General features: G+C 65.9%; 23 protein-coding genes and 1 tRNA gene. 10 read left to right on the top strand and 14 right to left on the bottom strand.

The features are described 5' to 3' along the window. Positions 1-404: 404 nt before the first annotated feature. The 5 genes from WDZ97_RS03605 to WDZ97_RS03585 all read left to right on the top strand — a co-directional run bounded on the left by WDZ97_RS03605 (position 405) and on the right by WDZ97_RS03585 (position 7,417). Positions 405-3,305: a TonB-dependent receptor gene (locus WDZ97_RS03605; protein WP_425761813.1), complete on the top strand. Its 2,901-nt coding sequence runs from the start codon at positions 405-407 to the stop codon at positions 3,303-3,305. A gap of 296 nt (positions 3,306-3,601) precedes the next feature. After that, the gene (locus WDZ97_RS03600) at positions 3,602-4,357 is read left to right on the top strand and encodes a hypothetical protein (RefSeq protein WP_304003228.1); all 756 of its coding nucleotides are present in this window, start codon (positions 3,602-3,604) and stop codon (positions 4,355-4,357) included. Between the two features lie 110 nt (positions 4,358-4,467). Next, positions 4,468-5,289: an FxDxF family PEP-CTERM protein gene (locus WDZ97_RS03595; RefSeq protein ID WP_341421140.1), complete on the top strand. Its 822-nt coding sequence runs from the start codon at positions 4,468-4,470 to the stop codon at positions 5,287-5,289. Positions 5,290-5,380: 91 nt separating this feature from the next. After that, entirely contained in the window at positions 5,381-6,172 is a 792-nt protein-coding gene (locus WDZ97_RS03590) for a trypsin-like serine protease (RefSeq protein WP_425761812.1), read from the top strand. Between the two features lie 237 nt (positions 6,173-6,409). After that, positions 6,410-7,417 carry a PEP-CTERM sorting domain-containing protein gene (locus WDZ97_RS03585; protein WP_425761811.1) on the top strand — a complete coding sequence of 336 codons (1,008 nt, stop codon included), beginning with the start codon at positions 6,410-6,412 and terminating at the stop codon, positions 7,415-7,417. A 72-nt stretch (positions 7,418-7,489) separates the two neighbouring features. Here the strand turns inward: WDZ97_RS03585 and WDZ97_RS03580 are convergent, their stop codons facing one another. From WDZ97_RS03580 to acs, 7 genes are all read right to left on the bottom strand, one after another. Further along, positions 7,490-8,941, bottom strand: a complete 1,452-nt coding sequence (locus WDZ97_RS03580) for a sigma-54-dependent transcriptional regulator (protein WP_425761810.1) — start codon at positions 8,939-8,941, stop codon at positions 7,490-7,492. Continuing rightward, positions 8,916-10,400 carry an ATP-binding protein gene (locus tag WDZ97_RS03575; RefSeq protein ID WP_425761809.1) on the bottom strand — a complete coding sequence of 495 codons (1,485 nt, stop codon included), beginning with the start codon at positions 10,398-10,400 and terminating at the stop codon, positions 8,916-8,918. Before WDZ97_RS03575 ends, WDZ97_RS03580 begins: the two co-directional genes overlap by 26 nt. A 527-nt stretch (positions 10,401-10,927) precedes the next feature. Continuing rightward, positions 10,928-11,017, bottom strand: a tRNA-Ser gene (locus WDZ97_RS03570). Positions 11,018-11,188: 171 nt separating this feature from the next. After that, positions 11,189-13,258, bottom strand: coding sequence for a cation acetate symporter (locus WDZ97_RS03565; RefSeq protein WP_304003219.1), 2,070 nt, complete (start codon positions 13,256-13,258; stop codon positions 11,189-11,191). Between the two features lie 2 nt (positions 13,259-13,260). Further along, complete coding sequence (locus tag WDZ97_RS03560) at positions 13,261-13,521, bottom strand: DUF4212 domain-containing protein (RefSeq protein WP_019917939.1); 261 nt, start codon at positions 13,519-13,521, stop codon at positions 13,261-13,263. Positions 13,522-13,693: 172 nt separating this feature from the next. Further along, entirely contained in the window at positions 13,694-15,178 is a 1,485-nt protein-coding gene (locus tag WDZ97_RS03555; RefSeq protein WP_425761808.1) for a DUF294 nucleotidyltransferase-like domain-containing protein, read from the bottom strand. 57 nt (positions 15,179-15,235) lie between these two features. Next, positions 15,236-17,206 (bottom strand): acetate--CoA ligase, encoded by a 1,971-nt coding sequence (gene acs / locus WDZ97_RS03550; RefSeq protein WP_024300394.1) that lies wholly within the window; start codon positions 17,204-17,206, stop codon positions 15,236-15,238. Between the two features lie 218 nt (positions 17,207-17,424). On the opposite strand from acs, the gene WDZ97_RS03545 reads away from it, so the two are divergent. The 5 genes from WDZ97_RS03545 (at position 17,425) to WDZ97_RS03525 (ending at position 22,523) form a co-directional block, all read left to right on the top strand. Then, positions 17,425-17,949: a TIGR00645 family protein gene (locus WDZ97_RS03545; protein WP_425761807.1), complete on the top strand. Its 525-nt coding sequence runs from the start codon at positions 17,425-17,427 to the stop codon at positions 17,947-17,949. A 52-nt stretch (positions 17,950-18,001) separates the two neighbouring features. Next, a complete protein-coding gene (locus WDZ97_RS03540) occupies positions 18,002-19,537 on the top strand; it encodes a fumarate hydratase (RefSeq protein WP_425761806.1) in 1,536 nt (511 codons plus the stop codon). Between the two features lie 189 nt (positions 19,538-19,726). Further along, positions 19,727-20,920, top strand: coding sequence for a cation:proton antiporter (locus WDZ97_RS03535; protein ID WP_020164970.1), 1,194 nt, complete (start codon positions 19,727-19,729; stop codon positions 20,918-20,920). Beyond that, positions 20,920-22,038, top strand: coding sequence for a YbdK family carboxylate-amine ligase (locus tag WDZ97_RS03530; protein WP_019917933.1), 1,119 nt, complete (start codon positions 20,920-20,922; stop codon positions 22,036-22,038). Before WDZ97_RS03535 ends, WDZ97_RS03530 begins: the two co-directional genes overlap by 1 nt. Before the next feature lie 5 nt (positions 22,039-22,043). Beyond that, positions 22,044-22,523 carry a DUF456 domain-containing protein gene (locus WDZ97_RS03525; protein WP_425761805.1) on the top strand — a complete coding sequence of 160 codons (480 nt, stop codon included), beginning with the start codon at positions 22,044-22,046 and terminating at the stop codon, positions 22,521-22,523. An 8-nt stretch (positions 22,524-22,531) separates the two neighbouring features. Here WDZ97_RS03525 and WDZ97_RS03520 read toward each other — a convergent pair whose 3' ends face one another. From WDZ97_RS03520 to WDZ97_RS03490, 7 genes are all read right to left on the bottom strand, one after another. Then, positions 22,532-23,263: a hypothetical protein gene (locus tag WDZ97_RS03520; RefSeq protein ID WP_304003204.1), complete on the bottom strand. Its 732-nt coding sequence runs from the start codon at positions 23,261-23,263 to the stop codon at positions 22,532-22,534. Positions 23,264-23,267: 4 nt separating this feature from the next. Further along, on the bottom strand, positions 23,268-23,654 hold the full coding sequence (locus tag WDZ97_RS03515; RefSeq protein WP_304003202.1) for a type II secretion system protein: 387 nt from the start codon (positions 23,652-23,654) through the stop codon (positions 23,268-23,270). Continuing rightward, complete coding sequence (locus WDZ97_RS03510; protein ID WP_304003200.1) at positions 23,654-24,139, bottom strand: type II secretion system protein; 486 nt, start codon at positions 24,137-24,139, stop codon at positions 23,654-23,656. Before WDZ97_RS03510 ends, WDZ97_RS03515 begins: the two co-directional genes overlap by 1 nt. A 201-nt stretch (positions 24,140-24,340) precedes the next feature. Continuing rightward, positions 24,341-24,583 carry a hypothetical protein gene (locus WDZ97_RS03505; protein ID WP_019917927.1) on the bottom strand — a complete coding sequence of 81 codons (243 nt, stop codon included), beginning with the start codon at positions 24,581-24,583 and terminating at the stop codon, positions 24,341-24,343. A 115-nt stretch (positions 24,584-24,698) separates the two neighbouring features. Beyond that, positions 24,699-25,715: a UDP-glucose 4-epimerase GalE gene (gene galE, locus WDZ97_RS03500; RefSeq protein WP_304003197.1), complete on the bottom strand. Its 1,017-nt coding sequence runs from the start codon at positions 25,713-25,715 to the stop codon at positions 24,699-24,701. Positions 25,716-25,802: 87 nt separating this feature from the next. Beyond that, complete coding sequence (locus WDZ97_RS03495; RefSeq protein WP_019917925.1) at positions 25,803-26,282, bottom strand: FKBP-type peptidyl-prolyl cis-trans isomerase; 480 nt, start codon at positions 26,280-26,282, stop codon at positions 25,803-25,805. Beyond that, complete coding sequence (locus tag WDZ97_RS03490; RefSeq protein ID WP_019917924.1) at positions 26,248-26,763, bottom strand: peroxiredoxin; 516 nt, start codon at positions 26,761-26,763, stop codon at positions 26,248-26,250. Before WDZ97_RS03490 ends, WDZ97_RS03495 begins: the two co-directional genes overlap by 35 nt. Between the last annotated feature and the right edge of the window lie 68 nt (positions 26,764-26,831).

The raw sequence follows: 26,831 nt of genomic DNA, 5'->3' as shown, positions 1-26,831 counted from the left end.
TGTCTGTGAATGTTGTGCGGCGATGCAGCCGCCGTGGTCAGCCCTTCTGCAGGAAGCGTGCCGACCACCCGGGCATTGATCCCGCCGCGTGACCTTCCCTAGAAACCGGCGACGCACTCCCGGCCGTCCGGTGCGACATGCCCGATGAGTCGCCGGCCATGACGAAGGCAAACAACCACCCTGGTGCATATCAACCACCACGATCAGAGCCGGTACGACGTTCCGCACGCGTGCGGCGGCCGGGCCCGGTCGCCCGCACGTCTGGCCCCGCCCTTGCTTCTGGCCTCCAGCCTCGGCTGTCCCGCCCGCACGCGGACGCTGCCGGGCAGCACACAAGGAAAACGTCCCGCCGGCTGGCGAGGGCGTTCGCAGCAGGTCACCGCGCCTGCCAGGAGGAGGAGCCGTTGCAATTCAATCTGCGTATCGCGGCGTACTGCCTGGCCGCGCTCTGCATCGACGCCGCTCAGGCGCAGGCGCCGACGCCGCCCGACGAGGTCGCAGGGCCGCCGGCGCCGGCCACTGAAACCGAACCCGGGGCGGACGCCATCATCCTCGACCCCATCCTGATCCGTGAACGGCGGCCGCAGGACATCGGCCCGATGCCCGGTCTCGGACTGACGCGGGAGGAAATCCCGTCCAATGTCCAGAGCATCACAGCAAAGGACATCCGCGACAGCAACAGTCTGTCGCTGACCGATCTGATGAATTCGCAGATGCAGTCGGTCACCGTCAACGACTACCAGGGCAACCCCTTCCAGGTCGACGTGCAGTTCCGCGGCTTCACCGCCGGCCCGCAGGTCGGTACGCCACAGGGGCTGTCGGTCTTCCTCGACGGCATACGCATGAACGAGCCTTTCGGCGACGTTGTGAACTGGGACATGATCCCGATGAACGCGCTGTCGCGCTTCGACGTGTTCCCGGGTTCGAATCCGCTGTTCGGCCTCAATACGCTGGGCGGCGCGCTGTCGATGCGCACCAAGAGCGGCTTCACCGATCCCGGCGTCGAGGCGAAGTATCTCGGCGGCTCGTGGGGGCGCAACCAGGTGCAGCTTTCGGCCGGCGGCAGCAAGGGGCCGGTCGCCGGCTTCGTCGCGCTGCACGGCTTCGCCGAGGACGGCTGGCGCGACAACTCGCCGAGCGCGCTGCGCCAGCTCTTCGTCAAGAACGAGATCGCCATCGACCGCCTGCTGCTGGGTTTCTCGATGCTCAAGGTCGACACCGACCTCGTCGGCAACGGCCTCATCCCGCTGGAGGACTACCAGCGCCGGCCTGAATCGGTGTTCAGTTCGCCCGACGAAACGAAGAACGAACTGAACCAGTACCAGTGGTCGGCCATGTTCGAGGTGTCGGAGAGCTTCAACATCACCGCGATGAGCTACCGGCGCAACAGCGAGCGCTCAGGCTTCAACGGCGACATCGACGAAGAAGGTTTCGAGGAACTGGACGACCGGCGCTCGGTGACCGCGCAGTACAACCGCTACTGCGCCTATGCCGATCTGGACGAGGACTATTTCGCCGACAACAACATTCCGCTGAACGCGCCGTGTGACGCCGCACCCGTCAATTCCAACTTCGGGCAGGTGCGCAATGGCGCCAACGGTGCAAGCGGCACCACGGAGCCGGGCGTAGTGAACGGCACGCCGATCGCACGCGGTACGCGCACCGCGCTCGACCAGGCCGGCCAGGGCATGTCTCTGCAGCTGAACTGGAACTTCGAGCACCACAAGTTCATGGTGGGCGCATCGCTCGACCGCAGCGGCACCACCTACTACAGCAGCCAGCGCCTCGGCCTGCTCGACGCCGACCGCCACTTCTACTACGGCAGTGTCGGCTACGGGCCGGGTCAGATCGATCCGCGCTTTTACGCCGCGCACAACGAGGTCGAGGTGAACGACTTCGGCGGCAGTTCGAAAACGCGCAGTGTCTACCTGAGCGAAACATGGACGCCGCGCGACAACCTGCATCTGTCGTTTGCCGCCCGCTACAACGTGACCAAGGTGAACAACTGGCTGCGCGGCCGTTCATCGACCGGAGAACTGACCGAGCTGAACAACGCGCCGCCAGCACAGAGCTCCATCCTGTGCTGGGGCAACTACCCGGACGAGTGTCACTACTTCCCGGAGTGGATTTCCTACGACCCGGCCAACGTCGACCGCGCAGAAAAGCGGGAGAAGCACATCTATCGCTCGTTCAACCCGGCCGCCGGTGTGAGCTGGCTGCCGAGCGAAAAAGTGAACCTGTTCGCCAACTACAGCCGCGGAGCACGCGTGCCGTCGGTGATCGAACTCGGCTGCGCCATCGACCGCTCGACGGTGATCCGCGGTGGCTTCGAAATACCGGCAGCCACCGTGGCGCCGGTCTGCCACTTGCCGAACACGATGTCCGGTGACCCCTTCCTGCCGCAGATCCGTTCGCACTCCTACGAGATCGGCGCCCGCGGCACGCTGGACAATGGCATAGGCTGGAACATCACCGCCTTCCGCACCGATCTGAGCAACGACATCTACATGATCGGCGTGTCGCCCAGCCGCAGCTACTTCGACACGATAGGCAACACCCGCCGCCAGGGTCTGGAAATGGGTGTGAACGGCAAGCTAGACAAGTTCGACTTTCGCGTCAATTACGCCTACACCGAAGCGACCTTCGAGTCCGACTTCTACATGAACAGCCCGCACAACAGCAGCGCGGACTTCGACCGGAACTCGCGACCGAACGCCACCATACCCAGCCCCGGTGCGTCGCTGAACAGCGGATACGGCACCTACCAGATGATCCATGTCGAACCGGGCGATACGCTGCCCGGCGTGTCGAAACACAACATGAACCTTACCCTGGGCTATCAGGCGACCGAAAAGCTGCATTTCAAGCTGGGCATGGTCGCGCACTCGCCGTCCTTCCTGCGCGGCAACGAGAACAACGACCACACCACGGGCGGCACCGACAAGGAAACCGGCTCGTTCTACTGCGGCAACCCCGCCTGCACCGTCATCAACCAGAGCACCACACCGCCCGGCCGCGCCTTTCGCTACGGCGGCAAGCTGCCGGGCTACGCCATCTTCAACCTGACGACCACCTACAAGATCGATCGTCGATGGACCGCGATGCTGCAGATCAACAACCTGCTCGACAAGGACTACTTCACCGCCGGCCGCCTCGGCGTCACGCCCTTCGCGCCGAGCGTGAACGGCGCCATCGGTGAAAGCGGCTGGAACTACAACTCGGCCGACTGGCTGAACACCACCATGGTCGCACCGGGCGCACCGCGCGCGGTGTGGCTGGGCATGAGCTATCGACTGGACCTCTGACCCTCCCCGCGCCTCGCCGGCAGCGGTCACGCCAAAGTCATCTTCGCGCGACGGGGAGGAGACTGTTCGCGCTTGCGAAATCAATATTCAAGTCATTGTTTTGCAATGTTTTTCAAAGTGAGAAATTCCCCTCTTTAACAGGGCATTCATCCCTGAAGAATTTCCGTTTCACCTCCTAGTCTGCATAAGTCCATGCCAACGGGAAGGGCGGAGCCAATCACGGTTCCGGCAGGCAGCGGACACCGATCCGGCGGGCAGACCGCGCGCCGGCCCATGTCTAGTCAGGAGGAATAACGATGCGAAGAACCTTGCTGTCCGGTGCCCTGCTGCTCGCCTGCGGTGCGCTGTCCGCACCGGCGATGGCCGATTTCGTCACGCTGAACATGTCCGGCGCACTGGTCATGACCTCGTGCAACCCGACGCCCACCTGCCGCACGAATGCATGGCCCGGCTCCAACCCAGGCGGCTATCTGCTGCTGAACGCACGGCGCACCAACATCGTCGTGAACGCGGTGACGGTGGGCAAGGTGCTCGACCGGGTGTGGAAGAAGCCTTTCTCCAACACCTACGTATTCGCCACCCGCGTCATCCTGAACGACAGCGACTGGGGCACCGGCTACCCGTTCGAAGTCGATGACATCTTCCGCTACGGCTTCTCCGGCAGCGCCTCGCTGGCGGCCGGCTGGCGTAACGCCCGGGTCAGCGACCAGGCGATCGACCAGGTCGGCCGCACCAGCGTCGGCCTGAATGAAGGCGAGAAGACCTTCGACCTCGGCGTGGTCGACTTCTTCTCGCCGCTCTTCGTCCAGATACCGGAAGAAGGCGGCGGCGATGACGACGACGACGAGGAAGAGGTCGCTGGCGGCGAGGACGAGGACGAAACCCTCGACACCGGCTCGCCCGGCAAGGTGCGCACCGCCTGGTACTACGTCCGCACCACCGCCAGCGGCTACCAGCTGAGCGCCAACGCGATCCGGCTGTGGAACGCCGGCGAGAGCGAGGGCCAGGAACAGACCTCGCTGTGGTTCAGCGGCTTCGTTCCGACCCACTGAGCGCAGATCGCGGCCGGCGGCATTGCCGTCGGCCTCCGTCACAACAGAAATCAGCGTATCGGGGCCATCCGGTTCCCGTTTCAACAGCCTGTCCACCCAAGGAGAGCATCATGAAACATCGCCTGATCTGCGCCGCCGGCGCACTCGCCCTGGCCGGCGTCGCCGCCCCCTCGCACGCCGCCTTCGTATCGCTGCCATCGACCGGCACCATCATGCAGGTGTGCGGCGACAGCGGCACCGGCAACTCGACCAGCGTCGCCTGCGGCGCCGGCTCGGTCTCCACTGCGACCTCCGGCTTCAGTCTGCTCACCAGCACCACGCGCACGCTGACCGCCGGCACGACAACGGTCGGCAGCCTGTCCGACCGCGTCTATGGCAACGGGGCCGGCACCTACATTTTCGGTATGCGGCTGGACATGAATGCCAGCGTGTGGGATTCGACCGGTCTCGCCTTCGAGGTGAACGACGCCTTCCGCAGCGGCTTCGCCGGGGCTGCCAGCGTGCAGGGCGGCTATTCCAAGGTCGACATCACCGGGCCGGTCACCGACGAGTACGCACGCTCGATCGGCCGCTCGGCCGAAGGCATGAACGAGCCCGGCATCGGTACCTACGATGCCGACTGGGTGCGCTTCGAAACCGACGTAAACGTGGACGACCCGGACGGCAGCAGCCCGGGCACCTCGGCCTGGTACTGGGTCAAGATCACCGGCGCCAACGGCTGGACAACGGCCGAAGAAGCCATCCGCCTGTGGGAGGGCGGTGAAGAGGACCAGACTCAGTACTCGATCTACGTGACGGGCTATGTGCCGACCTATGCCAGTGCCCGCCTTGCGGCGTCGGCACTGGCGCCGGTGCCGGAGCCGTCCGAGTACGCGATGTTCCTGGCCGGCCTCGGCGTCCTCGGCTTCGCTGCACGCCGTCGCATGCGCTGAGCGCAGCGTCCGGTCGCCGCGCCCGCAGCGGCGGCGGCCGGTTTTTTGCTTTGCAGCCGCACGCCCTTCGCACGCTCACCCCGAGGCCACGATGCACCGATCCCTGCTGCACGCACTCGCTCTCTCCGCCGCCCTGTTGCTGGCGGCGCCTTCGCACGCCCTCAACGGCGCCAGCCCTACGAATGCCTTCAGCCACCTCGGCACAGTCGGCAGCAATGGCCTGGACGGCATCCTGATCGCGCCGAACTGGGTGCTGACCGCGGCCCATGTCGCGCACAGCGGCACCACCTTCCAGTCAGCCTACGGCAGCGCCGCCATCGACGCCGCCTACGTCGCGCCCGGCGCCGCCTTCCCGAGCCATGACATCGCCCTGCTCCACCTCGCCACACCGCTCGACGCCCCGCTCTTCCCGACGCTCAATGCGACGGTGATCGACTCAGCTTCGGCAAGGGCCGGCGCCGAGGCGACCGCCGCGGTCGCGGCCGATGGAGGACAAAGGAGCCTGGCCTACACGACGCTGGTCGACGCCTTCGACACCGCGGGTGGCGACAACGGCGCGCAACTGACCGTCTGGTACATCGCAGTCGGCCCCGCCCCCAACAGCAATGCGCTGCTGCAGGGCGGCGACAGCGGCGGTTCGCTGTTCGCCGGCCAAGCCGACGACAGCACGGGTCTGCTGATCGGCATCGCCTCGGCCAGCGACGGGCAGCATTCCTATTTCGTGCAGCCGGGTGCCTATCGCACATGGCTGGACAGCACGATGGCGACCTCGGGTCAGAGCGCCGTCTGGAGCGCCAGCCCGGTGCCCGAACCGGCGCCCGCACTGCTCTTGCTGGGCGCCCTGCCGCTGTTGATCGCCCGCGCACGACGACACCGGCGCTGAGTACGCCACGTCCAGCACAGGTGGTTGTGATCAACCACCCTGCATGACATCAACCACCGCCAGCAAGGCTCCATACGAGCGGAGCATTCGGCCACTGCGCGCCGGGCCGCGTCGCACAGCGCAACGGTGATTCGCTCCCGCGGAAGGAACGGAATTTGCGTTGTGCCGCATGAAGTCATGACTGCGCGCAGCCACCCCTTGCGCGGCACACGTATCCAACAAACAGGAGGACAGACCTTGAACAACTTCCGCAGACTGGCGCTTGCGCTCGCACTCGGATCGACCTTCGGCAGCGCCCACGCCTACGTGAACATCGTGTTCGATTACAGCTACGACAGCAGCGGCTTCTTTACCGCCGAGCGCAGGGCGACGCTGGAGCAGGCCGCACAGGCCTTCGAGACGCGGGTGTTCGACGACCTCACGGCAATCCAGTCAACACCGGGCGGCGACGGCTATGTCATCGAGTTCAATCAGCCGAACAATTCCGGGCTGCAGACCAGAATCGAGAACGCGAACCTCGCCGCTGGCGAACTGCGCATCTTTGTCGGCAGCGGCAATGTCGGTCTTAACCAATCGAGAGAGAGCATTCCGATCGCGTCCCAGATGGGCACCTACAACGGGGTCACCAGTACCACGTCGCAATTCGGTGAGTTTGCGCAGAACGCCAGGACGCGCGGTCAGGAGAACTGGCCCGACGAACCTGCGATGTGGGGTGGCACGATCACCTATGACAGCTCCGCGAACTGGTACGCAGATACCGATGTAAGCACGGGGGAATCCTTCGCCGGACAATGGGATCTCTACAGTGTGACGTTGAAAGGTCTGGTCTCGATTCTCGGCGCGAACGTCACGTCCGATGCCTGGTATCCGCTGTTGAGTGGAGTGGGCCGGTTCAACGGCGCACACGCGAAAGAGGAATACGGTGTGCGCAACCCCCGCGGAGTACTGCAGGCAATTCCGATGGAGGAGATCATTTCCTCGAGCACCCGTCTTGCATCGAACATCCAGGGCAAGCTCGACGACGGCACCCTGCAGACAGCGCTTTTTGCGTGGGGCCTGTCCATGGGTGAGCGACGCCACCTGACAGAACTCGATTACGCCATCCTCGATGACATGGGGTGGGACGTCACCGGCTTCACCGAAATGCCCAATACGCCGCCGGTGCCGGAACCGCAGACCTGGGCCATGCTGGCCGCCGGTCTCGGCCTGATCGGCGTGCAGGCGCGCAAGAAGATGCGCGGCTGATCGCGCCGTCACATGCGACAAAGGGCTCTGCTGCGGCAGAGCCCTTTCCGTTTCCGCCGCTGCGGGCCGCGTTCAGTCCTCGACCGCGCCGCGCAGACCGTGCTTCTCGATGCGGTAGCGCAAGGTCATGCGGCTCACGCCGAGCCGGCGCGCGGCCTCCGACACATTGCCGCGCACGCGGTCCAGCGTGCGTTCGATCAGCCAGCGTTCGGCCTCGTCCAGCGTCATCGACGCGAACGGCACCGCGGTGGCGTCGGCGCTGGCGATGGTCGCCGACGGCAGGCCGAGGTCGGCGGCACCAATATCCCGCCCCTGGCACAGCAGCACGGCACGCTCGATCAGGTGCTTCAGTTCGCGCACATTGCCCGGCCAGTGATAGCGCTGCAGCGCCGACAGCGCGACCGGGTCGAAGCCGGGTTCGTCGAGCGCATAGCGGCGCGCCGTCTGCGCCGCGAAGTGGCGGGCCAGCAGGGTCACGTCGTTGCCGCGCTCACGCAGCGGCGGCATGGTCAGCGTGACCACATTGAGCCGATAGTAGAGGTCGGCGCGGAACTGACCGGCGGCGATCATCGCCGGCAGGTCGCGATTGGTGCCGGCGACGAAGCGCGCGGCAATCGGCCGCTCACGCACCGAACCGACGCGCCGCACGACGCGTCGCTCGATCACGTTGAGCAGCTTGGCCTGCATGTCCAGCGGCAGCTCGCCGATTTCGTCGAGGAAAGCGGTGCCGCCCTCGGCCGCTTCGAGCAGACCGGCGCGCGCGCCCTGGGCACCGGTATAGGCGCCCTTCTCGTGGCCGAACAGTTCGGCTTCGATCAGTTCGCGCGGCAGCGAGGCGCAGTCGATCTGCACGAAGGGACGGTCCTGCAGCGGCCCGGCGCGATGCAGCAGGCGCGCCGCGACGTCCTTGCCGGTACCGGTTTCGCCGACGATGAGCACGGTGGGCGGCGGCGCGAGGCTGCTGCCGGTCAGCCCCGCCAGCGCGACCACCTGTTCGCGCGCCGCCCGCATGGCCGGGCTGTCGCCGAGCAGCAGCGCGTTCTCGCTGACCTGGCTGTGATGGCTTTCGCGGCTGCGCGAGTAATCCACCTTCTGCCTGAGGCCGGCGGTGCGCAGCACGCGCTCGACCACCAGTTGCAGCTCTTCCAGATCGACCGGCTTCTTCAGGTAGTCGGCGGCCCCCAGCTTCATCGCCCTGACCGCATCCTCGACCTCGCCGTAGGCGGTCAGCACGACCACCGGCGCGGCACGATTGTCGCCATTCAGTTCGGCCAGCAGGTCGAGGCCGTGGCCGTCAGGCAGACGCAGGTCGAGCAGTACCACGTCAGGCGCAAAGCCGCCCAGCGCCTCGCGCGCCTGCAACAGCGTCGTCGCGTGCTGGCAGGCATAGCCGGCGCTGCCGAGCCGGCGCGTCACCGCGCGCGCGAACAGCGCCTCGTCCTCGACCAGCAGCAGGCGCGCCGCGGTGGATGGCGCCGGCGGCAAGGTTTCGTCGACGTCAATCGTTCCAGGGTTCGACAACATGCGCTTCCTTCGATGGCAACACCATGACCGCTTCGGTGCCGGGGTCGTGATGGATGAATTCGAGCCGGCCACCGTGCACGTCGCACACCTTTGCGGCGAACGGAATGCCCAGGCCGCTGCCCTGCAACTTGGTGGTGGCGACCGGCCGCAGCCCGCGCAGCGCCGGACTGCCGCTCATGCCGCTGCCATGGTCGCGTACCGACAGTGACACCTGGCCGCCGACGCTGGCGTGCCGCAGCACGATTTCGCCACCCGGCGACGACGCCTCGATGGCATTGATCAGCAGGCCGAGCAGCGCCTGCTCCATCAACTGGGCATCCAGCTCGACCATGCCGCCTTCGCCCCAGCCGATGCGCCGCAGCCGGATGCCACGTGCCTCCATGCGATCGCGCGCCAGCTGGGCAACGGTGTCGAACAGCGCCGTCACCTGCAGCGGTACGCGCTGCGGCTGCAGCGGATGCAGGTAGGACAGCAGCGAATAGGTCCAGCCATCCAGGCGGTCGGCGGCGGCGATGATGCCGGCCAGCCCTTCCCTTACGTCGGCCGGCAACGCGGCGTCATCAATCACCTGCGCGGTGGCCCGTATGCTGGCCAGCGGATTGCGGATGTTGTGCGCCACCACCGGCACCAGCGCGCCCAGCGTGGCCTGTTTCTCGGCACACAGCAGCGCTTCGCGGCTGGCCGCCAGATCGGCCGCCATCGAATTGATCGCGTGCGACAGCCTGACCAGTTCGGCTGCACCGCGCTCCGGCACCCGATGCTGCAGTTGTCCGCGGCTGATATTGCGGGTGGCGTCCATGATGGCGGCGAGCGGCTCGGCCACGGCGCTGCGCAGATAGCGCCGGAACACGATGAAGATGACGGTGGCCAGCAACAGCGGCAAGGCGAGCAGCCAGGGCACCACCGCGTGCAGCACACCGAGCCGGCGATCGACCGCGCGACGCTGTTGCTGCAGCTGGCTTTCGAACTCGCCGAGCCGCAGCTCGAAATCATGGAATGCGCCGCGCTCCAGTTGCAGGTCGAGCCGGCTGCCCTCGGCACGCGCCGCGTCGGGCGATGCGCGCAACAGCGCTTCGCCATAGCCGCGCACGCCCTCGTAGGCCAGACGCAGCGCATCGACGGCTGTCCGCTCCTCGGACTGTCGTACCTGTCGATAGACGAGGTCGAAGTGGCGGTCGATGTCGTCGGCGTAATGCGCGAACTCGAGCGCCGCGCCAACGTCGCCGAGAAAGGCGTGGTCGAACACCTCCTTGATCTGACGGTAGAGGCTGCCGCGCATCTCCAGTACCTCCGCGCTCATTCCGGCAAGCCGGTCGCGTTCGCCGGCGGCGTCCTGCCACAGCTGCAGCCCGCCCCACCCCATCGCGCCGGAAAACAGCAGCAGACCGAGATAGAACGCTGCGTAACGCAGCTGCAGTCTTTTCAGGGAATGCGCTTCACCGACGAAATGGCTGGCCAAGGCCCGGACACGCCTCATGGTTGGTCGGCGACGACAGTGCAAGAAACACGCCCGGAACCGGGCGGCACGCGGCGACCGACGACGATCGGCGCCGCCGTCACCCGAGGCGGCAGCGTGCGGACACCACATGACGATGGCGCAACCTCGCCGACACGGCCGACGGGCGCGGCGAAGCCGATGCCTCACGCGGAGAGACCACCCAAGGCGCACGCCCGGGTGGCTGACTGAAACCATGTCGTGTCATATCAACCACCATGAGAAACCGTCTGTCATGGTGGACCGGCACCTCCCGACGCGCCCGGGAAACACACCTGCATTAACGGTGAGCAACACCTTGGGCCGGTGACGTCGGCATGTGTGATGGCAGTGAAGGCGTCGGCGACGACCGGCGAACCGCGCGCGCGAATTCGCGCATGACCGGGCAAGGCGGCGCCTGCGCCCGACGCAGGTCTCCGGAATCGGAGGCCGTGAACGAAAAAAAGCGCCTGGCAGAACAACCAGGCGCTTGATTCGAAAGGTTTTTTCAGTGGCGGAGAGGGCGGGATTCGAACCCGCGTTAGGTTTTCACCTAAACACGCTTTCCAGGCGTGCGACTTAAACCACTCATCCACCTCTCCGCGAAGACGCAAGACTATATCAGAAACCCTGCCGCTTGTTCGCGCCCGAGCGCACCTCGAATGCGGCGGGCCGGAAAGCAGAAGGCCCGCTTTTGGCGGGCCTCTTGCCTTACAGGTGCCGGCTTTCGCGCGGGTTGCGCGGCCGGTCTAGGGATAGGCGGGGTCGTGCCTTCAGTGATCTACGCCGCCGCCAGTCGGCGCGCTACGCGCCGAGGTGCCAAGATTCGGGTAACGGACATGTTCGACCAGGTCCTGCGTTTCGGCGTCGGGGGCCGGCGTCAGCAGGCTGACGACGATGAGCACGACAAAACCGGTCGGAATGCCGAAGAAGCCGCATGAAATCGATTCGATGCCGAACCACGCGTTGCTGATGTCGCCGCCGAAGAAGGGATGCGTGATGGCCGCGTAGTAGAGGCACATGCCGAGCCCGGCCACCATGCCGGTGACCGCACCTGCCATGTTCGCCCGCTTCCAGAACACGCCGCACACCAGCGCCGGGAAGAAGGCCGACGCGGCAATCGAGAACGCCAGCCCCACCATGAAGAGGATGTTGTCCGGCTTCAGCGACGCCGTGTAGGCAGCGATCAGCGCCACCACCAGCAGCAGCGTCTTCGAAATGACCAGCCGGCGCTGGGTCGAGGCATTCGGGTCGATCACCTTGTAATAGACGTCGTGCGACATCGCATTGGCGATGGTCAGCAGCAGACCGTCGGCCGTGGACAGCGCCGCCGCCAGGCCGCCGGCGGCGACCAGTCCGGAGATCACGTAGGGCAAGCCGGCGATCTCCGGTGTCGCCAGCACGATCACGTCGGTGTTCAGCGTCAGTTCGGCCAGTTGCAGGATGCCGTCGGCGTTGATGTCGTCGATCTTCACCAGCCCGACCTTGCCCCATGAGGCGACCCAGCCCGGCAGGGTGGAAATGGTCGAGCCGACCAGGTTGTTGTACACCTCCCACTTGGCGAACACCGCGTAGGCGGGTGCCGTGAAGTAGAGCAGGAAGATGAAGAACAGCGACCAGAAAACCGATTCGCGCGCCTCCTTGACGCTGGGCGTCGTGTAGTAGCGCATCAGGATGTGTGGCAGCGAGGCGGTGCCTATCATCAGGCAGATCACCAGCGCGATGAAGTTCAGGCGCTTGCTGTCCGAGTCCGCCTGGTCCTTGCCGGCGTGCGCTTGGGTGTGCGCAAGCGGTGGCCTCGCCTTCGCCTCGGCCAGCTTGCGCGCCTCGCCCCACTTGCGTCGCGCTTCGGCCTCGGTCTTCGGAATGTTGCGCAGCGCCATTTCGGCGGCGGCGATCTGCTTGGCCGGCGCGTTGGCCGACTTCAGCTGGTCGAGCTTTGCCGTCAGCTGCGCGCGCTCGGCGTCGAGCGAGCCGGGCAGGCCCTGGATCTTCCTGTCGAAATCGTCGGCCCTGGCCTTGTACAGCGCATTGACCTCGACCTCCTTCGGCGCCGCGAACAGTTCGGTCTCCTTGGCCGTCAATTTCTGCAGCACCTGACCGTACATCGCCTGCGGCACCGGCACACCGGTCACCTTGGTCGACAGGATGACCACCGGAATCAGGTAGGCGACGATGAGGATGATGTACTGCGCGACCTGGGTCCACGTCACCGCGCGCATACCGCCGAGGAAGGAACACACCAAGATGCCGGCCAGGCCGACGAATACGCCGACCTCAAATTCCAGGCCGACGAAGCGGCTGGTGATCAGCCCGACGCCGTAGATCTGCGCCACGACATAGGTGAAGGACGCGAGGATGGCGGCGACGACGCCGATCAGACGCGCCAGGTTGCCGCCGTAGCGGGCGCCGAGGAAATCGGGAATCGTGAATTCGCCGAACTTGCGCAGATAGGGGGCGAGGAAGAGCGCGACCAGACAGTAGCCGCCGGTCCAGCCCATCACGAAAGCCAGGCCTTGGTAGCCGCTGAAATACAGCGTGCCTGCCATGCCGATGAAGGACGCGGCGGACATCCAGTCGGCGCCGGTCGCCATGCCGTTGAACAGCGCCGGCACCCGCCGGCCGGCGACGTAGTACTCGGCCACGTCGGCGGTGCGGCTCATGACGCCGATGCCGGCGTACAGCGCGATGGTCGAGAACATAAAGATGTAGCCGATCCACTGCGACGACATGCCCAGCTGTTCGGCGACTGCCAGGAAGGCGACGAAGATGAAGAAGCCGCCGGCGTACCAGCTGTACATCTTCTTCAACTGCTGATTGAAGGTGGCCTGCGTGTGAGGCATGGTCAGCGGTCCTCGCTCACGCCGTACTCACGATCGAGCCGGTTCATCACCCGTGCGTAGTAGCCGATGATGATCACATAGACGATGAGCGCGCCCTGCGCCCCCATGTAGAAGGCGAGCGGCCAGCCGAGGAAGGTGATCTCGTTCAGCGAGCGCGCGAAATAGACGGGTACGAAGGTGACCAGGAACCAGATCGCCAGCAGAACCGCGGTGATGCGAAGATTCCGGCGCCAGTATTCGCGGTGCCGTTCTGACAACTGCATACAGGTCTCCTCCTGTGGCGTCATGTCGGCGAAGTCGTCGCGACGCCTTGTTGTCGTCATGCAAGCGCAGCGACGAATCGCGGCGACACAAACACCCATGACGTGACGCACATGATGCAGTCCAATCTTACTGCCCGCTTACATCGCCTCGATATGGCGGTGCAGCATGCATTCAGGGCAGCTGCCAGTCGATGCGAATGCGGTCGAGCAGGCGCTGCGCCTGGACCAGCGCCTGCTTCAGCACGGCCCGGTCGAGCGCGTTGAGCGCATGTGGATCGATGCGGTTTGCCGCCGGGTGCGCACCGGCTGACGCGCGCTCGCCCTGGTGCAGCAGCCGCAGTTGCTGGACGAAGAAAAAGGCGCGGATCATCGCCTCGACGTCGTCGCCGGCCAGCCCACCCTGCCGCGCAAGCGCCCTCAGCCGCGCGCTGGTAGAGCGCGCGGCGACGCCATCGCGCAGGGCCAGCAGCCGCGCGCAGTCGGCGAAGACGCGCGCGCCGCCGGCCTTCAGATCCAGCGTGTGCGGTGCGTCGCGCACGTCGTCGACGCGGAGGCGTCCCCACAGGCCCAGCGGCACACGTGCACGCAAGACGTTCTGTGCCATCAGACGCAGGAAGCGGGTGCCGGCAGCAGCCTGGGCCACCTGTTCCGTCAGCAGCGCGTCGGCCAGTGCGGCGTCACCGTGCAGCGCCCGCAGATCGAAGAAGATGTTGGCCGCCAGCAGCGCCTCGGGCTGCGGTTCGGCGATCCAGTCGGCGAAGGCCTGGCGCCACTCGTCGAGCGACAGGCAGCAGCGCGGCTGACCGGCCATCACCCCGCCTTCGCACAGCGGAAAGCCGAGCTGCGCCAGCGCGCGGTTGATGTCGCCGGCGACACGCAGCAGAGCCGGTCGCACACTGTCCGCGGCAAGACCGGGCGGCGCATCGAACACCAGCCCATTGTCCTGATCGGTGCAGAAGGTCTGTTCCATCCGCCCTTCCGAGCCGAAGGCCAGCCAGCACCAGCGCACGCGGTCGAACACCGCACCGTCAGGGTGAGTGGCGCGCACGAGGTCGATGGCGCGTGCGGTCAGCGCGTCGTTCAGCGCGGACAGGTGCAGCGTCAGCGCCTCGGCCGAACTGCCGTCCTGCAACTGGGCAACACTGAAGCGGCGCACCGCACGCGCAGCGTCGGCCAGCGCGTCCAGGTCGCCCGCCGCATGGATGCGACCGGCAAGCGAGCGGATGTCACTGCGCAGCCTCGCGTACAGATCGTTCTGCGCAATCACGCCGAGCAGCCGCTGGTCGTGATCGGTCACCGCGATGTGGCGTACGTCGTGGCGGGCCATCAGCCGCGCCGCGTCTTCGCCGCTGCAATCGGCGTCGAGCACGTGCAGCGGGCTGCTCATCACCCGCGCCACCGGGGTGTCGAGCGACAGGCCGGGCAGCAGCACGCGCCCCGGCAGGTCGGGCAGCGTCAGGATGCCGATCGCACGCCCCGCCTCGGTCACCAGCACCGAACCGACGCGCTCGTCGTTCATTCGAGTCAGCGCTTCGCGCAGCGATGCATCCGCAGACACGCAAACAGCTGCGCGACGGATCAGGCGATGCAGGGGAAGGTGTAGATCCGGCCCGCCGTGCAGCGGACCGGAGGTCGGTGTGGTGTCAGCGGCACTCATCGACACCCCACCGGAACGGGCAGAGCCGCGGCGCGGGAGACGCGCCGCGGGCCCCGATCAGAGGGTTTGCGCCAGCTGATCGAGGATGGCCGGATTTTCCAGCGTCGAGGTGTCCTGCGTGATCTGCTCGCCCTTGGCGATCGAGCGCAGCAGGCGGCGCATGATCTTGCCCGAGCGGGTCTTCGGCAGGTTGTCACCGAAACGCAGGTCCTTCGGCTTGGCGATCGGACCGATCTCCTTGCCCACCCAGTTGCGCAGCTCGTTGGCGATCTGCTTGGCTTCGTCGCCGGTCGGACGCGAACGCTTCAGCACGACGAAAGCGCAGATGGCTTCGCCGGTCAGATCGTCCGGACGACCCACGACGGCGGCTTCGGCCACCAGCGGATGCGCCACCAGCGCCGACTCGATCTCCATCGTGCCCATGCGGTGGCCCGACACGTTCAGCACGTCGTCGATACGGCCGGTGATGGTGAAGTAGCCGGTCTTCGCGTCGCGGATCGCGCCGTCGCCCGCCAGGTAGTAACGACCCTGGAAGTCGGCCGGGTAGTAGCTCTTCACGAAGCGGTCCGGATCACCGTAGATGGTGCGGATCATCGACGGCCACGGCTTCTTGACGACCAGAATGCCGCCCTGGCCCCAGGGCACGTCATTGCCAGTTTCGTCGACGATGGCAGCCTGGATGCCCGGGAAGGGCAGCGTGCACGAACCCGGCACCATCGGCGTGGCACCCGGCAGCGGCGTGATCATGTGGCCGCCGGTCTCGGTCTGCCAGAAGGTATCGACGATGGGGCAGCGGCTGCCGCCGACGTTCTGGTAGTACCACTCCCAGGCCGCCGGGTTGATCGGCTCGCCGACCGAGCCGAGGATGCGCAGCGACGACAGGTCGTAGCTCTTCGGGTGCACGGCGTCGTTCGCATCGGCCGCCTTGATCAGCGAGCGGATAGCGGTCGGCGCGGTGTAGAACACGGTCACCTTGTGGTCCTGGATCATCTTCCAGAAGCGGCCGGCGTCCGGGTAGGTCGGCACGCCTTCGAACACGATTTCGGTCGAACCGCAGGCCAGCGGGCCGTAGGTGATGTAGGTGTGGCCGGTGACCCAGCCGATGTCGGCGGTACACCAGAAGACATCGGAAGGCTTGATGTCGAAGGTCCACTTCATCGTCAGGATGGCGTGCAGCAGATAGCCGCCGGACGAATGCTGGACGCCCTTCGGCTTGCCGGTCGAACCCGAGGTGTAGAGCAGGAACAGCGGGTGTTCCGCCTCGACCCATTCCGGTTCGCAGGTGTCGGCCTGGCCTTCGAGTGCCTCGTGCAGCCACACGTCGCGGCCGGCAACCATGTTGCAGGCGCCGCCGGTGCGCTTGTACACGATGACCGTCTTGCACGACTCGCAGCCGCCCATGCCGAAGGCTTCATCGACGATGGGCTTGAGCGGGATGTTCTTGCCGCCGCGGCACTGTTCGTCGGCGGTGATCAGCATGACCGCGCCGGCGTCGCTGATACGGTCGCGCAGCGACTGTGCGGAGAAGCCGCCGAACACCACCGAGTGGGTGGCGCCGATGCGGGCGCAGGCCTGCATCGCGACGATGCCTTCGATCGACATCGGCAGGTAGATGACGACGCGGTCACCCTTCTTGACGCCCTTCGAACGCAGCGCGTTGGCCAGGCGGCTGACGCGGACCAGCAGGTCGCTGTAGCTGACGCGGGTGACGGTGCCGTCGTCCGCTTCGAAGATGATCGCGGTCTTGTCGCCCAGACCCGCTTCGATGTTGCGGTCCAGGCAGTTGTAGGACACGTTCAGCTTGCCGTCTTCGAACCACTTGAAGAACGGGCGATTGTCTTCATTCAGGGTACGCGTGAACGGCGTCTGCCAAGTCACATGCTCGCGAGCCAGACGAGCCCAGTACCCCTCATAGTCGCGCTCCGCCTCGGCGCACAGAGCCTTGTAGGCATCCATGCCGGACACGGCGGCATTGCTCACCATGTCTTGCGAGGGCTGGTACACGCGAACTTCCGTAGCTTCAGACATACAACCTCCTCCGTCATCTCAAATCTGCAAGCAGGCGGATGGAAACCGCCGTGCAACGTACGGCCTTGTGGGCCGCCGACAGGCGCAGAACTTCGCGCTCGTTTTTCTTCCATCGATTACAGCCTTTGCGGCTTACAGACCGCTTACGCTCGCGGACCGAAGCTGCAAGAACCGGATGGTAATATCGGCGCCGTCTTTTGTCTTATATTCGACTGCGCATGACTAATCTTGGACGCGTTCTAAAAAGCCTCATCTTTGCCAGTCGCTGGCTGCAAGCCCCGCTCTACTTTGGACTGATCGTCGCCCAGGCGGTGTACGTTTACCTGTTCATGGTCGAGCTGTCGCACCTGATCCACAAGATCGGCAACCTGACCGAAACCGACATCATGCTCATCGTGCTGGGCCTGATCGACGTGGTGATGATTGCCAACCTGCTCATCATGGTCATCGTCGGTGGCTACGAAACCTTCGTGTCGCGACTGAACCTGGAAGACCATCCGGATCAGCCGGAATGGCTGTCGCACGTCAACGCCGGCGTGCTGAAGGTGAAGCTGGCCACCGCCCTGATCGGCATTTCGGCCATCCACCTGCTGAAAACCTTCATCAACGCCGGCCAGCTCGACGACCGCGTCGTGCTGTGGCAGGTGGTGATCCACATGGTGTTCGTCGTGTCGGCCATGGCCATGGCCTATACCGACAAGCTGATGACGCAGACGCTGGTGCTCAACAAGACGCACCACTGAGCGCAGCCCGGGCCGCCACGAGCGGCCCCCTTCAATACCCGAGGACCTTTCCATGAGCCAACCCATCCGCCAGGACGATTTCATCCAGTCCATCGCCGACGCCTTTCAGTTCATCTCCTGTTATCACCCGCTCGACTTCATCCAGGCGCTGGGTGCGGCTTACGAGCGGGAACAGTCGCCGGCGGCACGCGACGCGATCGCGCAGATCCTGACCAACTCGCGCATGTGTGCGGAAGGCAAGCGCCCGATCTGCCAGGACACGGGGATCGCCGTGGTCTTCCTGAAGGTGGGCATGAACGTACGCTGGGACGCTTCGATGAGCGTGACCGACATGGTCAACGAAGGCGTGCGCCGCGCCTACATGCACCCGGACAACACGCTGCGCGCCTCGGTGCTGCTCGACCCGGCCGGTGCGCGCAAGAACTCTAAGGACAACACGCCGGCGGTCATCCACTACGAAATCGTGCCCGGTGACCACGTCGAGGTGATCTGCGCGGCCAAGGGCGGCGGCTCGGAAAACAAGTCCAAGATGGTCATGCTGAACCCGTCCGATTCCATCGTGGACTGGGTGCTGAAGACGGTGCCGACCATGGGCGCCGGCTGGTGCCCGCCGGGCATGCTGGGCATCGGCATCGGCGGCACGCCGGAAAAGGCCATGCTGCTGGCCAAGGAATCGCTGATGGAGCCGGTGAACATCCAGATCGTCGCCGACAAGGCGGCGCGTGGCGAAAAGCTCACGCGCATCGAGGAACTGCGGCTGGAACTGATGGAGAAGGTGAACGCGCTGGGTATCGGCGCCCAGGGCCTGGGCGGCCTGTCCACCGTGCTCGACGTGAAGATCCTCGACTACCCGACGCACGCCGCCTCGCTGCCGGTGGCGATGATTCCGAACTGCGCGGCGACCCGTCACGTGCACTTCCACCTCGACGGCTCCGGCCCGGCCAAGCTCGAACCGCCGCGCCTCGAAGACTGGCCGGCGGTGACCTGGCAGGCCGATACCAAGACCTCGAAGCGGGTCGATCTGAACACGCTCACGCCGGAAGAAGTGGCCTCGTGGAAGCCTGGCCAGACCCTGCTGCTGAACGGCCGGATGCTCACCGGCCGCGACGCCGCACACAAGCGCATCGCCGACATGCTGGCCAAGGGCGAAAAGCTGCCGGTCGATTTCACCAACCGTGTCATCTACTACGTCGGTCCGGTCGATCCGGTGCGCGACGAAGTGGTCGGCCCGGCCGGCCCCACCACCGCCACCCGCATGGACAAGTTCACCGAAATGATGCTGGCGCAGACCGGCCTCATCTCGATGGTGGGCAAGTCCGAGCGCGGCCCGGCGGCGATCGAGGCCATCCGCAAGCACAAGAGTGCCTACCTGATGGCGGTCGGCGGTGCCGCCTACCTGGTGTCGAAAGCGATCAAGGCGGCCAAGGTGGTCGGCTTCGAGGATCTCGGCATGGAGGCGATCTATGAATTCGACGTGGTCGACATGCCGGTCACCGTCGCCGTCGACTCCGGCGGCACCTCGGTGCACGAGACCGGTCCGAAGGAATGGCAGGCGAAGATCGGGAAGATTCCTGTCGCCACAGCGTGATAGTCTCCAGCGCTACCTGAAGCCGGCACCGCCGGCCCGACACGCGGACCGGCGCCAGCCGGTCCGCGCAGCAACAGCAGAGACCGCCTGAAAGCGGTCCGTATTCCCCGCAGAAAAATCCGCCGTCGTGCCGCACAGGCACGGCTTCTGTCTTCCCGCGCGCAGTGCGTGCAGAACGGAGGCGACGCGATGATCTTCGAAGCAGGTCGCATATTCACCTTGGTCGGCTGGCCGGCCGTTCTTCTGCTCGCCTGGCTGGCCGGCGAGATCTTCCATCGCGGGCTGGCGATACCGCGCGTCTGCGTCTATTCGCTCGCCGGCATCGTCTACAGCGCCTGGGGCGGCGCGCCGCACGACGCCGAAACCCGGGCAGCCATGTCCTTCCTGGCCAATTTCTCGCTCGCGCTGTTCCTGTTCGAGCTGGGTCACCGCATCAATCTGCGCTGGCTGGTGACCAATTACTGGCTCACGCTGACCGGGATTGCCGAATCACTGCTCACCTTCGTCGTGGTGCGCGCCATCGCCATTGCGATGGGCCAGCCGCCGGACATCGCGATGGTGCTCGGCGCACTGTCCGTGGCCACCTCGCCTGCAGCCCTGGTACGCGTCGTGAACGATCTGCGCGGATCCGGCCAGGTAACCGAACGCGCGCTGCATCTGTGCGCCATCAACTGCCTGCTGTCGGTGCTGCTGATGAAGGGTGCGATCGGCTACTGGCAGTTGCTGGCGTCCGGCAGCGTGGTCAGCGCGGTGTGGAACAGCGCCGCCATTCTCGCCGTGTCGGTCGGCTGCGGCATCCTGGTCGGCGTGCCACTGCCCTGGCTGCTGCGCCGGCTGCGCGCCGACGAACGCGGCGTCACCATCGTGTTCGCGCTGGCGGTGATGCTGGTCACCCTGCTCACCCAGGGCGTCAACGTGTCGCCCTTGCTGGCCGCGCTGACGCTGGGGGTGCTGATGCGGCGCAAGCGGCTGGTGCTGACGCCGGCGCAGCGCAACTTCGGGGTGCTGGGCGAACTGCTGACGCTGTTCCTGTTCGTGTTCGTTGCCGGCATGGCGACCTGGCCGACCACCGCTGCCGGACTGGCGCTGGCCGTGCTGCTGTCGCTCGGCCGCATCGCAGCGAAGATGAGCGCGACCGCCGCCTTTGCCCACGTAAGCGGCACCAGCACGCGCAAGGGCGCGCTGACCGGGCTGGCGCTGGCACCGCTGTCCACCTTTGCGCTGCTGCTGCTCGAATACAGCCGCACCGCCGGCTTCGGACTCGCCGACAGCGCGCTGTCGGCCATCGCTGGCATGGTGATCGTGATGGAGTTCGTCGGGCCGGTGTTCGCCCAGTGGGCGCTGGTGCTGGCCGGAGAAGCACAGAGGACGGAGGACGCCTGATGCCGCTCGAAACGTTTCACGCCTCGTCGGCGCTCAGCATGGGCGTCGAACTCGAACTGCAGCTGGTCGGCGAACACGACCGCGACCTCGCGTCGGCCGCGGCCGACCTTCTGGAACTGGCGCAGCGCCAGACCTTTCCCGGCGACATCAAGCCGGAAATGACCGACAGCATGATAGAGGTGGCCACCGGCATCCACGACAGCCACGCCACGCTGCTCGCACAATTGCGCCTGATGCGCGATGCGCTGGTGAAGGATGCGACGCGGCTCAATGTATCGCTGTGCGGCGGTGGCACCCACCCTTTTCAGCAATGGTCGGAACGGCGCATCTTCTCGGCACCGCGCTTCCAGCAACTGTCCGGTCTCTACGGTTATCTGGCCAAGCAGTTCACGGTGTTCGGTCAGCACGTGCACATCGGCATGCCCGATCCGGACAGCGCGCTGCGCGTGCTGCACGCGCTCGGGCGCTATGTGCCGCACTTCATCGCACTGTCCGCCTCCTCCCCGTTCTCGCAGGGCAGCGACACGCTGTTCGATTCGGCGCGGCTGAATTCCGTATTCGCCTTTCCGCTCAGCGGCCGCGCGCCCTTCGTGCTCGAATGGTCGCGCTTCGAGCGCGACTACTTCGCGCGGATGGAGGACACCGGCATCGTGCGCAGCATGAAGGATTTCTACTGGGACATCCGGCCCAAGCCCGAGTACGGCACGATAGAGCTGCGCGTCTGCGACACGCCGCTGGGCGTCGATCGGGCAGCGCAGATCGCGGTCTACCTGCAGGCGCTGTGCCGGCTCATCCTGTCCGGCGAGGACCCTGAACCGGTGGAGGACGACTACCTCGTGTACACCTACAACCGCTTCCAGGCCTGCCGCTTCGGTCTCGACGGACTGATCGTGCATCCGCGCAGCCACGCCGCGCTGCCGCTGCGCGACGACATCGCCGCCACGCTCGAACGGCTGGCGCCTCACGCCGACGCACTGCGGTCGTCGGACGCACTGGACGCGCTGCACCGCATGGTCCGCGGCGGCGGCAACGACGCCACGCGACTACGCGCGGTGCACGCCCGCACGCGCAACCTGCTGGCGGTGGTCGACGACGCGGTCGCCGCCTTCGCCCAATGAGCGGCATGGACATCCTGCTGTGGTCGATCGCGGCACTGCTGGTGCTGATCGGACTGGCCGGCGTCGTATTGCCGGCCCTGCCCGGCATTCCGCTGATGCTCGGCGGCTTCCTGATGATGGCCTGGCTGGACGACTTCACCCACATCGGCACGATCACGCTCACCGTGCTGGGCGCGCTGACAGTACTCGCCTGGCTGATCGATTTCGCGTCGGGCGTGATCGGCGCACAGCGGGTGGGTGCCAGCACGCTGGCGCTGGTCGGCGCTGCGATCGGTACCGTGCTCGGGCTGTTCGCCGGCCTGATCGGCCTGCTGTTCGCACCGCTGGCGGGCGCGGCGATCGGCGAATACATTGCGCGACGCGACGCGCTGCAGGCCGCGCGCGTTGGCGTGGCCACCTGGCTGGGCATGCTGATCGCCGCGGTCGCCAAGGTGGCCATCGCCTTCATGATGCTGGGCATCGCGCTGGCCGCCTGGCTGATCTGACGACCGCTTCAGCGCTTGCCGGTGTATTGCTCCTGCAGCGATCCTGCTGAACCGTCGGGTTGCGAAGCACCGCTGCCATCGCCGCCCTCTCCGACCACTACCGGAGTGCTGCCCGCCGCAGATCCGGGGGCGGACGGCGACGAACCCGGCGTGTCCTGCTGCGCAGGCGTGTCGGCCACCGGCACGAACAGCCAGTCGGCATGACGCAGATCGCCCGCCGGACGGGCAGCTGTGCGCGCCGTCGGACTGACCGGTCCGGGCACGGCCTGCGGTTGCCCCGGGACGGTCGCGGACGGCTGCGTCAGTGGCGTCTTGAGGCTGGTCGCCACCTTGTCGCCGGTCGCATCGACCCAGCGCGGCAGCACGTGGATGCGCGCCACCTTTTCCGATCGGCTGTGTATCGCGCGGATCTGCCCCTGCGACATGACCAGCCCCCAGTCACGGTTGTGGGTCATCGGATCGACATAGATCTTGCGCAGATGGCGCATCGGCACCTGATGCCGCTTGTCTTCAAGCAGATCCTCCAGCCGTGCCGGATAGGCTTTCGGCTCCGCCGGCGAGGCGTCGTAGTAGCGCTGCAGCGCACGCGAGAACTCGCCGCCGATGAACAGCAGTTCGCGTTCGCGCTCGGTCTGCGACAGCGTGGTCCACATCAGCGCGCTGCCGGCAGCAGCAATGCCCAGCGCAGCGACTGCGAACAGCAGCAGCAGATAGGAAAAGCCGCGCTGATCCGCCCGCATCGCGTCAGAGGTCGGAATAGGCGACGCCGTCGCGTGACGTGCCTTCGGCACCGCTCTTCAGGTCGGCCACGCCACTCTCGGTCGCCGAATCGCGCGGCGGCACGACGATCCAGGTTTCGCTGCTGTCGGTGACCGGGTCGAAGGGCAGCTTGCGCAGATACTGCTTGTCGACGAGGTCCTGCAGGCTTTGCGGCCAGGCACCGCGGTCACCGCGGAACTTGTCGATCGCATCGCGGGTGACCGCCAGCGTCTGCTTCAGCGTCGCCTCCTTCGAGCGATCGAGATGTTCGAAGTAGCGCGGTGCGGCAATGGTCAGCAGCACCGCGATGATGGCCATGACCACCAGCAGTTCAATCAGCGTGAAACCGCGCTTGCGGGCGAAAGTGAACATCACCAGTTCCGGTACGGAATGCCGTTCAGGCCGGTGCGGCCGGACAGCGAATAGACATCGAACACATCGGCGCCGGGCACGGGTTCGTCCGGCGGGCTGGCGTAGCTGCGCAGGCCCCAGGTCTGCTCGGGCGGAGTCGATGTATCGGTATGGAAGGGGTCGCGCGGCACGCGGCGCAGGAAGTAGATCTTCACGTCGTTCGGCTGCTTGACGTCGCGCACGCCATTGACCAGCACGTCGAGGCTGGGCGGATAGCCGCTGGCACCGACCTTCTTCTCGATGCGCCCTTCGTCCCAGGCCTTCTTGTAATCGTCGAGCGCGGTACGTATCTGCCGCAGCGAGGTACGCAGTTCGGCCTCGTTCGCACGCACGCGCGCCAGCTCCATCATGGGCATGGCCATGGTCGCGAGCACGCCGACGATGGCGATCACCACCATCAGCTCGATCAGCGTGAAACCGCGGGAAATACGTGTATGACGCAGCATGCACCGCAGGTTAACACAGCACCATCACGGCACCGTGACAGCAGACACCATGGTCCGTTGCCATTGAATCACGGGCCGCGCGCGAATCCCGATGCGTCCAGATCAAGGCGGGCCGACGCCAGCTGACTGGCCGTCAGGGGCCCAACGCGGTCCATGTCTCGCACGCTGCAAACGCGGTTCGCGATTCAATGGAAACAGACCCTAGCTCAGATGACTGCGCCAGGGTTGAGGGCCGTCGTGTTCGCGCAACCATACGTAGCGCTGCGAACGCCACTCGCGCAACGCGTTGAGCGCGGTGTCGAAGTCGGCATAGGGCAACTGATACAGCAGCTGCAGGTCGAATGGCGCATCGTGCTCGAGCGCGTCGAGCAACTGCCGGAAGATGGATGCGCTGTTTCCGCTGTCCGCGGCGTGCGCCTTTTCGAACACGACTTGCAGGTGCATGAGCAATCCTCCCGGGCTGGTTCCGACCGACGGCGAGCTACTGATTTAGCACGAAGCGGCGGTCGTCATCTATCGCGGCGCGCCGAGATTTTCTGCCCTCCGCGCGCGACGCGCGTCAGGCATAGCCCTGCGGGTTGCTGCGCTGCCAGTTCCACGCATCGGCGCACATCTGCGCGAGGTCGCGCTGCGCAACCCAGCCCAGGAGCCGGTTTGCGTGCGCCGGGTCGGCGTAGCACTGGGCGATGTCCCCCGGCCGTCGATCGACGATGCGGTAGGGCACCGCGCGTCCGCTCGCCTGCTCGAAGGCGCGCACGACCTCGAGCACGCTGTAGCCACGACCGGTACCCAGATTCACCGTCAGCAGACCGGTGTGTTCCGCAAGGTAGTCGATGGCGCGCACGTGGCCTTGAGCGAGGTCAAGCACGTGGATGTAGTCGCGCACGCCGGTGCCGTCCGGCGTCGGCCAGTCACCACCGAACACGCGCAACTCGGCCAGCTTGCCCACCGCCACCTGGCTGACAAAAGGCATCAGATTGTTCGGCAGGCCGTTCGGGTCTTCGCCGATCAGGCCGGACTCATGCGCGCCGACCGGATTGAAGTAGCGCAGCAGTGCGATGCGCCAGGACGGATCGGCCACAACGAGGTCTTGCAGCAGGTACTCGACCATCCATTTCGAACGGCCGTAAGGATTGGTCGGCCCGGTCGGGAAATCCTCGCGGATGGGCACCGACGCCGGATCACCGTAAACCGTGGCCGACGACGAGAAGGCCAGCGTCTTCACGCCGGCTTCGGCCATCACCTCGCACAGCGCCACCGTGCCGCTGACGTTGTTGTCGTAGTACTCGAGCGGCTTCGCGACCGACTCGCCGACCGCCTTCAGGCCGGCGAAGTGGATCACTGCGTCGATGTCGTGCGCCGCAAATACCGCGCGCATCGCGGCGCGATCGCGGACATCGGCCTGCACGAAGGCCCGCAGCGCCTGCCCGGCGATGCGTTCGACGCGCGTCAGGGATTCGCGCTTGCTGTTGCACAGGTTATCTACAACCACCACCTGGTGGCCCGCAGCCATCAGTTCGATGCAGGTGTGCGAGCCGATATAGCCCGCGCCACCGGTGACCAGCACACGCGACATGGATGCTCCCTGACAGGATTTCGACGCAGCGCCCGACAGTGGGCGGAGAACGCCGGGGCCCTCGTCGGCGCCCGGCGGGGGACGATCTCAGTGGTGGTGGCCGTGGTCGCCGTGCACGTGGCCGTGCGACAGCTCTTCCGCCGACGCCTGGCGCACTGCTGACACCGAGCACGAGAACACCAGTGCGGTGCCGGCCAGCGGGTGATTGCCGTCGATCACGACGCGGTCGTCGGCAATGTCGGTCACGGTATACAGGCCCTCTTCCTCGCCATCTTCGCTGACGCGCTCGAACTGCATGCCGACTTCGATGTTGTCCGGGAAGTTCGCACGCGATTCGATCTCGACCAGTTCTTCGTCGTACTCGCCAAAGGCATCTTCCGGCTGCAGCTTCACGACCACTTCGTCGCCGACGGTCTTGCCTTCAAGTGCTTCCTCGATCGGCTGGAAAATACCGCCGTAACCGCCGTGCAGATAGGCCAGCGGGGCTTCGCCCGGATCGACCATATTGCCGTCCGGATCCGTCACGCTGTACTTAAGGGTGACGACCGAGTTCTTGCTGATGAGCATTCCTGATTCCTTTCATGTGCAGTGCGCGCACGCGTTCGAGGACTTCCCCGGCGTGCCCGCGCGGATTCACGCCATATTGCGCGTAACGTATGACACCCTTCCGATCGATGATGAATGTCGAGCGGGTCATGCAGAACCGCAGCTTTCCGTCGACCTCGCGCTCACGCCAGACGCCGTAGCGCCGGCTGACCTCGCCATCGATGTCCGACAGCAGCCTGACCGTCAGGCCGTGCTTGTCGCGAAAATCTGCGTGTGTGAAACATTCGTCGCGGCTGACACCGAGCACGGTGCAGTCACAACGCCGGAAATCGTCGTCCAGATCGCTGAACTCGATGGCCTGGGCCGTACAGCCCGGGGTGTCGTCCTTGGCGTAGAAGTAGAGCACCATCAGGTGCTGCCCCAGCTGGTCGCCCAGATTGAACAGCTCCAGATCGGCATCCGGCAGTTCGAACAGCGGAGCGGGTTGTCCTGCATTCAACATGCGCACCTCCCATCCACACGACGCGACCACGAAACATCGCACGCTCTGGAGTCCGGCGGATTCTATCA

The organism is Methyloversatilis sp. MC4-4 (assembly GCF_049843555.1).
Classification (GTDB): domain Bacteria; phylum Pseudomonadota; class Gammaproteobacteria; order Burkholderiales; family Rhodocyclaceae; genus Methyloversatilis; species Methyloversatilis discipulorum_B.
Note: the sequence above shows the minus strand (reverse complement) of the source record. Positions and strands in the feature narration are given on the sequence as shown.

Bases quoted from the DNA above. Each gene is read 5' to 3' on its own strand.
- WDZ97_RS03600 (WP_304003228.1), top strand. From the start codon at position 3,602: ATGCGAAGAACCTTGCTGTCCGGTGCCCTGCTGCTCGCCTGCGGTGCG.
- WDZ97_RS03595 (WP_341421140.1), top strand. From the start codon at position 4,468: ATGAAACATCGCCTGATCTGCGCCGCCGGCGCACTCGCCCTGGCCGGC.
- WDZ97_RS03590 (WP_425761812.1), top strand. From the start codon at position 5,381: ATGCACCGATCCCTGCTGCACGCACTCGCTCTCTCCGCCGCCCTGTTG.
- WDZ97_RS03580 (WP_425761810.1), bottom strand. From the start codon at position 8,941: ATGTTGTCGAACCCTGGAACGATTGACGTCGACGAAACCTTGCCGCCG.
- WDZ97_RS03565 (WP_304003219.1), bottom strand. From the start codon at position 13,258: ATGCCTCACACGCAGGCCACCTTCAATCAGCAGTTGAAGAAGATGTAC.
- WDZ97_RS03560 (WP_019917939.1), bottom strand. From the start codon at position 13,521: ATGCAGTTGTCAGAACGGCACCGCGAATACTGGCGCCGGAATCTTCGC.
- WDZ97_RS03555 (WP_425761808.1), bottom strand. From the start codon at position 15,178: ATGAGTGCCGCTGACACCACACCGACCTCCGGTCCGCTGCACGGCGGG.
- acs (WP_024300394.1), bottom strand. From the start codon at position 17,206: ATGTCTGAAGCTACGGAAGTTCGCGTGTACCAGCCCTCGCAAGACATG.
- WDZ97_RS03545 (WP_425761807.1), top strand. From the start codon at position 17,425: ATGACTAATCTTGGACGCGTTCTAAAAAGCCTCATCTTTGCCAGTCGC.
- WDZ97_RS03540 (WP_425761806.1), top strand. From the start codon at position 18,002: ATGAGCCAACCCATCCGCCAGGACGATTTCATCCAGTCCATCGCCGAC.
- WDZ97_RS03535 (WP_020164970.1), top strand. From the start codon at position 19,727: ATGATCTTCGAAGCAGGTCGCATATTCACCTTGGTCGGCTGGCCGGCC.
- WDZ97_RS03530 (WP_019917933.1), top strand. From the start codon at position 20,920: ATGCCGCTCGAAACGTTTCACGCCTCGTCGGCGCTCAGCATGGGCGTC.
- WDZ97_RS03525 (WP_425761805.1), top strand. From the start codon at position 22,044: ATGGACATCCTGCTGTGGTCGATCGCGGCACTGCTGGTGCTGATCGGA.
- WDZ97_RS03520 (WP_304003204.1), bottom strand. From the start codon at position 23,263: ATGCGGGCGGATCAGCGCGGCTTTTCCTATCTGCTGCTGCTGTTCGCA.
- WDZ97_RS03515 (WP_304003202.1), bottom strand. From the start codon at position 23,654: ATGTTCACTTTCGCCCGCAAGCGCGGTTTCACGCTGATTGAACTGCTG.
- WDZ97_RS03510 (WP_304003200.1), bottom strand. From the start codon at position 24,139: ATGCTGCGTCATACACGTATTTCCCGCGGTTTCACGCTGATCGAGCTG.
- WDZ97_RS03505 (WP_019917927.1), bottom strand. From the start codon at position 24,583: ATGCACCTGCAAGTCGTGTTCGAAAAGGCGCACGCCGCGGACAGCGGA.
- galE (WP_304003197.1), bottom strand. From the start codon at position 25,715: ATGTCGCGTGTGCTGGTCACCGGTGGCGCGGGCTATATCGGCTCGCAC.
- WDZ97_RS03495 (WP_019917925.1), bottom strand. From the start codon at position 26,282: ATGCTCATCAGCAAGAACTCGGTCGTCACCCTTAAGTACAGCGTGACG.
- WDZ97_RS03490 (WP_019917924.1), bottom strand. From the start codon at position 26,763: ATGTTGAATGCAGGACAACCCGCTCCGCTGTTCGAACTGCCGGATGCC.